This is a genomic window from Mesorhizobium sp. M7A.F.Ca.CA.001.10.2.1, from assembly GCF_003998575.1.
In the GTDB taxonomy this organism is placed as follows: domain Bacteria; phylum Pseudomonadota; class Alphaproteobacteria; order Rhizobiales; family Rhizobiaceae; genus Mesorhizobium.
Genome location: NZ_RZQY01000301.1, coordinates 1 through 6,902 on the forward strand (window position 1 = coordinate 1; position 6,902 = coordinate 6,902).

A 6,902-nucleotide genomic window follows, 5' to 3' on the forward strand; every position below is an offset into this window, starting at 1 on the left:
GCAACAGCAGTTCGTATGAGGCATCGGATTATGTCGACCGCGCGGCGATCAGCGAAGAGCTAGCCTACGCCCGCAAGATCTGCACGCGCCATGGCTGGCCGATGATCGACGTCAGCCGCCGCTCGATCGAGGAAACGGCGGCGGCCATCGTTGCCCTGCGGGGGAAGACGCGCTAGGGCGTCGATATTCAGGTGATGCCGGCCTGCAAATGGCGGTTTCCTGCGCTTCCGGTGCTCACGTACTTTAAGTACGCTCCGCTCCGGTTCTCGGAAGCCACCATTTTCGACTCGGCCTGACCTGAATCTCAACACCCTAGTCGGTGCCAGAAAACCAGGCGTACAAACCATGACCGAAAAACTCATCCTCGCTTCCGGCAGTCCGTTCCGCAAGGCGATGCTCGTCAATGCCGGCGTCGATGTCGAGGCGGTGCCGGCCGATGTCGACGAGCGCGCGCTCGAGGGGCCTTTGCAGGATAGCGGCGTCTCGCCCGAGGATGTCGCCCTGGTGCTGGCCGAGGCCAAGGCCACAGAAGTGAGCGAGCGCAGGCCGGGCGCCCTGGTGCTCGGCTGCGACCAGACGCTGTCGCTCGTCGACGAGGTGTTCCACAAGCCGGCTGACATGGAAGGTGCCCGCCGTCATCTGCTGGCGCTGTCGGGCAGGACCCACCAGCTCAACAGCGCCGCGGTGCTGGTTCGCGACGGCAAGGTCTTGTGGCGGCATGTCGGCATTGCTTCGATGACCATGCGCAAGCTCGACCCGGCCTTCGTCGGCCGCCATCTCGCCCGCGTCGGCGCCAAGGCGCTGGGAAGCGTCGGCGCCTATCAGATCGAAGGCGAAGGCATTCAATTGTTCGAGAAAATCGAGGGCGATCATTTCACCATTGTCGGCCTGCCGCTTCTGCCGCTGCTGGCCGAACTGCGTGACCTGGGGGCAATCGATGGCTGAGGCGTCGAAGAAGGCCTTCGTGTCAGGCCATCCGGTCAAGCATTCGCGCTCGCCAAGAATCCATGGCCACTGGCTGGCCAGGCATGGCATTGACGGCAGCTACCAGGCCATCGATGTCGCGCCGCAGGATTTTGCCGAGTTCGTGAACACGCTGCAGGCAAACAATTACCGCGGCGGCAACATCACCATCCCGCACAAGGAAGTCGCCTTCGCGTTGGCCGAGCGCCGCGACCAGGCGGCGCAAGAGATCGGCGCCGTCAACACGCTGTGGTTCGAGAACGGCGTCCTGTGGGGCGGCAACACCGACGGTCACGGCTTTGCCGCCAACCTCGACGATCATGCGCCGGGCTGGGCAAGCAACGGTCCGGCGGTGGTGCTTGGCGCCGGCGGTGCGTCGCGCGCCGTCATCCATGCGCTGAAGCAGCGCGGCGTTGCCGACATCCGCATCGTCAACCGCACTCTGGCCCGAGCGCAGGAATTGAGGGATCGTTTCGGCGCCGGCGTGTCGGCGCATGGCATGGCGGCGACCGATGAACTGCTCGGCGATGCCGGCCTGCTGGTTAACACCACAGCGCTCGGCATGCATGGCAATGAAGGCCTGTCGGCCGATCCCGCCCGGCTGCCGGACCACGGCATCGTCACCGACATCGTCTATGTGCCGCTGGAGACGCCGCTGCTCGCCGCCGCCCGCGCGCGAAATCTGAAGACGGTCGACGGCCTCGGCATGCTGCTGCATCAGGCCGTGCCCGGCTTCGAGCGCTGGTTCGGCGTCAGGCCGCAGGTCACGGGGGAATTGCGCGCGCTTATCGTCGCCGATCTGGTGCCGAAGCCATGATCGTGCTCGGACTCACCGGCTCCATCGGCATGGGCAAGTCGACCACGGCCAGGATGTTCGCTGACGCCGGCGTGCCGGTCCATGATTCCGACGAGGCAGTGCATCGCCTCTATGCCGGCAAGGCAGCCCCCCTGGTCGAGGCCGCCTTTCCCGGCACCACACTTGCCGGCGTGGTCGATCGTGCCAAACTTGGCGCGCGCGTGCTCGGCGATGCCGCCGCGCTGAAGCGGCTCGAGGCGATCATTCACCCATTGGTGCGCGCCGACGCCGATGCCTTCCTGGCCAAGCATCGTAACGCGAGCGAATCGATCGCGGTGCTCGACATTCCCCTGCTGTTCGAAACCGGCGGCCGCAACCGCGTCGACAAGGTCGTCGTCGTCACCGCCCCGGCCGAGACCCAGCGCGAACGCGTGCTGGCGCGGCCGGGCATGACGGAAGAAAAACTGGCATCGATCCTGGCCAAGCAGGTGCCGGACGCGGAAAAACGCCGCCAGGCCGATTTCGTCGTCGACACCGGGCGGGGATTGGACGCTGCGCGTGTTCAAGTGAACGCGATCATTGCGGAGCTAATTGGGCGCGGCGGACCGCGCCACTGACACTGGCTGCTGTCTGTCAACGTCGGCGCCGCCCCTCATCTGCCTGCCGGCATCTTCTCCCCGTATAGTGACGGAGAGAAGGACGCTGTCGCAAAGGATTTCGCCAATCTCCAAGGTTCGGAAAGGGAGCCGAGGTTGCGGCCAGCCCCTTCTCCCCGTCACTATACGGGGAGAAGGGCCCGGCAGGGCGATGAGGGGCAGCGCAAACCTGTAGTGATTGCCTTGATCAGCTTCGTTTCCCATTGCCATTTTGTTCCGGTCTCACGATTCTGCTCCTTTGGAGCGACTGATTCGATGCGTGAAATCATCTTCGACACGGAAACCACCGGCCTCGATTCGCGCGACGACCGCGTCATCGAGTTGGGCGGCGTCGAGCTGGTCAACCGCTTCCCGACCGGCAGGACCTTCCACCACTACATCAACCCGCAAGGCCGCGCGATCCACGCCGAGGCGCAGGCGGTGCACGGCATCAGCGCGGCGGACCTCGCGGGCAAGCCGACCTTTGCCGAGATTGCGCAGGAGTGGCTGGACTTCACCGACGGCGCCAAGCTGGTCGCCCACAACGCAACCTTCGACGTCGGCTTCCTCAACGTTGAATTCGGCCGGCTGGGTCACCCGGTCATAGACAATGGTTTTGTCGTCGACACGCTGGCGCTGGCGCGCCGCAAGCACCCGATGGGCCCCAACTCGCTCGATGCGCTCTGCCGGCGCTACGGCATCGACAACACCAAGCGCACCAAGCACGGCGCCCTGCTCGATTCCGAATTGCTGGCCGAGGTCTATATCGAGCTGATCGGCGGCAAGCAGGCGGCACTCATCCTCGACAGCGCCACCGCGCCGGCGCAAGGCGAGAATGTCCGCCAGATCGAAATCATCATCAGCCAGCGCCCGGCACCCCTGCCGCCGCGTGTCACCGAAGCCGAACGCGCCGCGCACACCGGCATGGTCGGGACGCTTGGCGAAAAGGCGCTGTGGCTGAAGGTTGCGGCTGGCTGAGCAACTACTGACCGAAACCCTCGCGTCTTCGTCATCCTAGGGCGGAGCAGGAGCGAAGCGACGTTGCGGAGACCCTAGGATCCATGCAGTGACAGTGGTGCAGTGGCTCCGGCGGTGCAAAAAACCGAACGCCTACCACCCCGTCCCGCGAATCAGCTCGAACCATTCCGGATTGGCCTTTTCAATTAGATCTTCCGTTGGCGCGGCCAGCGTTTCAGCGACTTCTCGCGCTGGATGGCATCGGTGATATCGAAAAATTCTTCGTACCAGACCAGCCGCTGAACACCGTAGCGGCTGGTGAAGCGCGAGCCCTCACCGGATTTGTGCTCCGGCATGCGGCGACCGAGATCGTTGGTGACACCGATATAGATGGTGCCGGCCTTCTGGCTCGCAGTCATGTAGACATAGCCGGTCATCGTTTTAGCGTAGCGAGCATAGGCGCGGGGGCAAGCGCCATTCTGATCCGTTGCATTCTAAGGCGCACGTCACGGCATGGATCCTAGGGTCTGCGCTGCGTCGCTTCGCTCCTTGCTTCGCCCTAGGATGACGAAGACGGGAGGGCTAGGCCATTCGAAGGGCGCCGGCGCCTCAGCTATCTCTCCAGCACCTCAAACAGAAAACCCGGCGCGAGGCCGGGTTCTCAGAAAACAACAGCGATGGCAGCCGAGCTCAGCTCACCTTGACCTTGGACGCCTCGTCCTCGGCCAGCTTCTGCTGGAACATCTGTGCGAAGTCGATGGGGTCGAGCATCAGCGGCGGGAAGCCGCCATTGCGGGTTGCCTCGGCGATGATCTGGCGGGCGAACGGGAACAAAAGGCGCGGGCATTCGATGAACAGGATCGGCAGCATGTGCTCCTGCGGAAAACCTGCGATGGCGAACACGCCGCCATAGACCAACTCGACATTGAACAGCACTTCCTGGTCGAAGGACGCCTTGGCGTTCAGCGTCAGATTGACGTCGAACTGCTTGTCGGAGAGCGGGTTGGCGTTGACGTTGACGTTGATGGCGATGCCCGGCGCCTTGTCGCGACCGCGCAGCGAATTGGGCGCGCCGGGGCTTTCGAAGGACAGGTCCTTCACATATTGCGCCAGAACGTTGAGCGACGGCTGCGCCGCATTGCCGTTTCCGTTGGCTGCGCCGACCGGCGCGTCATCTTTGCTGGCCATAAGCCTTGTCCTCTTGCCTGGGCAGCGTCGCTGACCGAATTGAAATCGGGCGTTCGCTACCATGGCGGGGATGACAAGACAAGGTTTGCCGCCTTGCTTCCGGGCTGCGGGATGGAGATGGGACGGCGCCCTAATCGTCCTTCAGGCGGCGCCACGGCGAGTTGTGATCCGGTCCGCGCTTCAGATCGTCTTCGCGCGAATAGTCGCCGTCTTCGAGGTCGATGACCCTGTCGCGCCGGCCACGAAAACCGCCGGTCGAGAAATCGGTGGCGACGACAATGCGGCCCTTGAACCGGCTCCAGGCAAAATCGCGCAATGGCGGCAGGAACAGCAGCAGGCCGATGATGTCTGATATGAAGCCGGGGATGATCAGGAGGATCGCCGCAACCACGATCATGGCGCCGTGCGCAAGATGGCGGCTGGGGTTCTGGCCGGCGGCCATCTCGGTGCGGATGCGGGCCATCACACCAAAGCCCTGGTATCGGAGCAAAAGCACGCCGGCGATGCTCGAGGCCAGCACGAGGCCGACCGTCGCCAGCGCGCCGACCTCGCGGCCGACGATGACGAAACCGGCGATTTCCAGCAGCGGAAGCGCGAGGAGAAAGAAGGGAAGCAGCGAAATGCGCAAGTCTTGCCAACCTTTTTCGATTGTTATGATCGTTTCGATTGTTTTGGCCGCCAGCGAGCAATCGCCGCTGGCACTGAGGCTGTTAGATAGGTATGCCTGCCTTTGATTTGAATGATTGCGCCTTGCGTTCTATATGCTTTGAATGTTGAACGCTATGCGACCGTGGCCATTGGGCCTGACGGTCCGGCCACAGGGCAGGGATTGATTGGCGGAAGATATGGGATTCTTCGACTTCGGCACGATTTTCTTCCTGATTGCGGCGGTGGTCATCTTTTTCCAGCTGCGCAATGTGCTGGGCCGCCGCACCGGCAGCGAACGGCCGCCCTTCGATCCCTATTCGGCGGCTCGCACCGGCGACAAGGATGCCGCCCAGAAATCCGAAAACGTCGTCTCGCTGCCGCGCAAGCGCGCGCCAGGCGAGCCGGCTCCCGACACCTATGCCGCGATCGACGCTTTCGCCAAGCCCGACACCGACCTCAACAAGGGCCTGCGCACGATCAAGGACAATGATCCGTCCTTCGAGCCGAAGGGTTTCGTCGACGGCGCCAAGATGGCTTACGAGATGATCGTCATGGCCTATGCCGACGGCGATCGCAAAACGCTGAAGAACCTGTTGTCGCGCGAGGTCTATGACGGTTTTGTCGCCGCCATCGGCGAGCGCGAGGCCAAGGCGGAAAAGATCCAGTCCTCCTTCGTCGGCATCGACAAGGCCGACATCGTCTCGGCCGAGATGAAGGGCGGCGAGGCGCATGTCACGCTGCGCATCATCAGCGAGCTGATTTCGGCGACCCGCGACAAGGCAGGCGCGGTCATCGACGGCGACCCGGAAACCGTCGCCGAGGTCAAGGATGTCTGGACCTTCGCCCGCGACACGCGCTCGCGCGATCCGAACTGGAAGCTCGTCGCCACCGAGGAAGAAGACTAGTTCGGAAACACGCGGCGAGGCTCCGGTGTCGCTATCGCCTCTTTTTGTCGAGAAAGCCTTTGGCGACCTGCCCGGCTGGGACGATGACGACCATCTGGCGGCCTTCGCCGCCTTTCGCCGCTCGGCCTTCCATGTGCTGACCAAACCCTATCGCAGCGGTGCGCTCGGCGTCGACTTCCAAGCTTTTGCCGATGCCTACGCGGAGGCGCGGACCGTTTCGCCGGCGAATCGGTCGCCGGTTTTGGCCCGCGGGGAAGCCCGCGCCTTCTTCGAGCGCCATTTTGCCCCGGCGCTTGTCCCTGCCGAACATGGCGGCGCCGGGCTCGTCACCGGCTTCTATGAACCGCAAGTCGAGGCGTCACCGGTGCGCACGGACCGATTTTCGGTGCCGTTGCTGTCGCGCCCGGCCGATCTCGTCGATATCGACGACGGAAACCGGCCGCCCGGCCTGGATCCCTACCTCGCTTTCGCGCGCCAGACGCCGAACGGGCCGGTCGAGTATCCCGACCGTGGCGAGATCGAGCGCGGCGCGCTCGACGGCAAGGGCCTGGAAATCGCCTGGCTGGCCGACAAGGTCGATGCCTTCTTCATTCACGTGCAAGGTGCCGCACGCCTCGCCATGACCGACGGCCGGCTTGTCCGCGTCACCTATGCCGCCAAATCCGGCCAGCGCTTCACCGGGCCCGGCAAGATCCTGAGCGAGATTGGCGAGATCCCGCTGGCGGAGGTGACGATGCAGTCGATCCGCGCCTGGTTCAAGGCGCATCCGGACCGCGTCGACGAGATACTGCGTCAGAACCGCTCCTACAT

Annotated in this window: 9 protein-coding genes and 1 pseudogene; 7 read left to right on the forward strand and 3 right to left on the reverse strand. The window is 63.9% G+C overall.

The annotated features are described in order from the left end of the window. From EN964_RS19440 to dnaQ, 5 genes are all read left to right on the forward strand, one after another. The coding region (locus EN964_RS19440) for a kinase/pyrophosphorylase (RefSeq protein ID WP_164775883.1) at window positions 1–176 on the forward strand (176 nt) is incomplete at its 5' end. 169 nt (window positions 177–345) lie between these two features. Beyond that, entirely contained in the window at window positions 346–945 is a 600-nt protein-coding gene (locus tag EN964_RS19445; RefSeq protein ID WP_027037547.1) for a Maf-like protein, read from the forward strand. Further along, window positions 938–1,780, forward strand: coding sequence for a shikimate dehydrogenase (locus EN964_RS19450; protein ID WP_127268020.1), 843 nt, complete (start codon window positions 938–940; stop codon window positions 1,778–1,780). The genes EN964_RS19445 and EN964_RS19450 overlap by 8 nt, the downstream gene beginning before the upstream one ends. After that, the gene (gene coaE / locus EN964_RS19455) at window positions 1,777–2,376 is read left to right on the forward strand and encodes a dephospho-CoA kinase (protein WP_127268021.1); all 600 of its coding nucleotides are present in this window, start codon (window positions 1,777–1,779) and stop codon (window positions 2,374–2,376) included. Before EN964_RS19450 ends, coaE begins: the two co-directional genes overlap by 4 nt. A gap of 294 nt (window positions 2,377–2,670) precedes the next feature. Next, window positions 2,671–3,372: a DNA polymerase III subunit epsilon gene (dnaQ, locus tag EN964_RS19465; protein WP_127268022.1), complete on the forward strand. Its 702-nt coding sequence runs from the start codon at window positions 2,671–2,673 to the stop codon at window positions 3,370–3,372. Window positions 3,373–3,504: 132 nt separating this feature from the next. Here the strand turns inward: dnaQ and EN964_RS19470 are convergent. The 3 genes and pseudogenes from EN964_RS19470 to EN964_RS19480 form a co-directional block, all read right to left on the reverse strand. Next, a pseudogene (locus tag EN964_RS19470) lies at window positions 3,505–3,788 on the reverse strand (GIY-YIG nuclease family protein). A 253-nt stretch (window positions 3,789–4,041) separates the two neighbouring features. Beyond that, the gene (gene secB / locus EN964_RS19475) at window positions 4,042–4,539 is read right to left on the reverse strand and encodes a protein-export chaperone SecB (protein ID WP_023813420.1); all 498 of its coding nucleotides are present in this window, start codon (window positions 4,537–4,539) and stop codon (window positions 4,042–4,044) included. 130 nt (window positions 4,540–4,669) lie between these two features. After that, the gene (locus tag EN964_RS19480) at window positions 4,670–5,167 is read right to left on the reverse strand and encodes an FxsA family protein (protein ID WP_127271639.1); all 498 of its coding nucleotides are present in this window, start codon (window positions 5,165–5,167) and stop codon (window positions 4,670–4,672) included. A gap of 217 nt (window positions 5,168–5,384) precedes the next feature. Here EN964_RS19480 and EN964_RS19485 point away from each other — a divergent pair, with 217 nt between their 5' ends. Beyond that, on the forward strand, window positions 5,385–6,092 hold the full coding sequence (locus EN964_RS19485) for a Tim44/TimA family putative adaptor protein (protein WP_127268043.1): 708 nt from the start codon (window positions 5,385–5,387) through the stop codon (window positions 6,090–6,092). Window positions 6,093–6,117: 25 nt separating this feature from the next. Next, window positions 6,118–6,902: MltA domain-containing protein (locus tag EN964_RS19490; protein ID WP_127276640.1), on the forward strand; the 785-nt coding region annotated here is incomplete at its 3' end.

What these genes read in the sequence shown, in the direction of transcription:
- EN964_RS19485 (WP_127268043.1), top strand. Translation starts at nt 5,385, where the DNA reads ATGGGATTCTTCGACTTCGGCACGATTTTCTTCCTGATTGCGGCGGTG.
- secB (WP_023813420.1), bottom strand. Translation starts at nt 4,539, where the DNA reads ATGGCCAGCAAAGATGACGCGCCGGTCGGCGCAGCCAACGGAAACGGC.
- EN964_RS19445 (WP_027037547.1), top strand. Translation starts at nt 346, where the DNA reads ATGACCGAAAAACTCATCCTCGCTTCCGGCAGTCCGTTCCGCAAGGCG.
- coaE (WP_127268021.1), top strand. Translation starts at nt 1,777, where the DNA reads ATGATCGTGCTCGGACTCACCGGCTCCATCGGCATGGGCAAGTCGACC.
- EN964_RS19450 (WP_127268020.1), top strand. Translation starts at nt 938, where the DNA reads ATGGCTGAGGCGTCGAAGAAGGCCTTCGTGTCAGGCCATCCGGTCAAG.
- dnaQ (WP_127268022.1), top strand. Translation starts at nt 2,671, where the DNA reads ATGCGTGAAATCATCTTCGACACGGAAACCACCGGCCTCGATTCGCGC.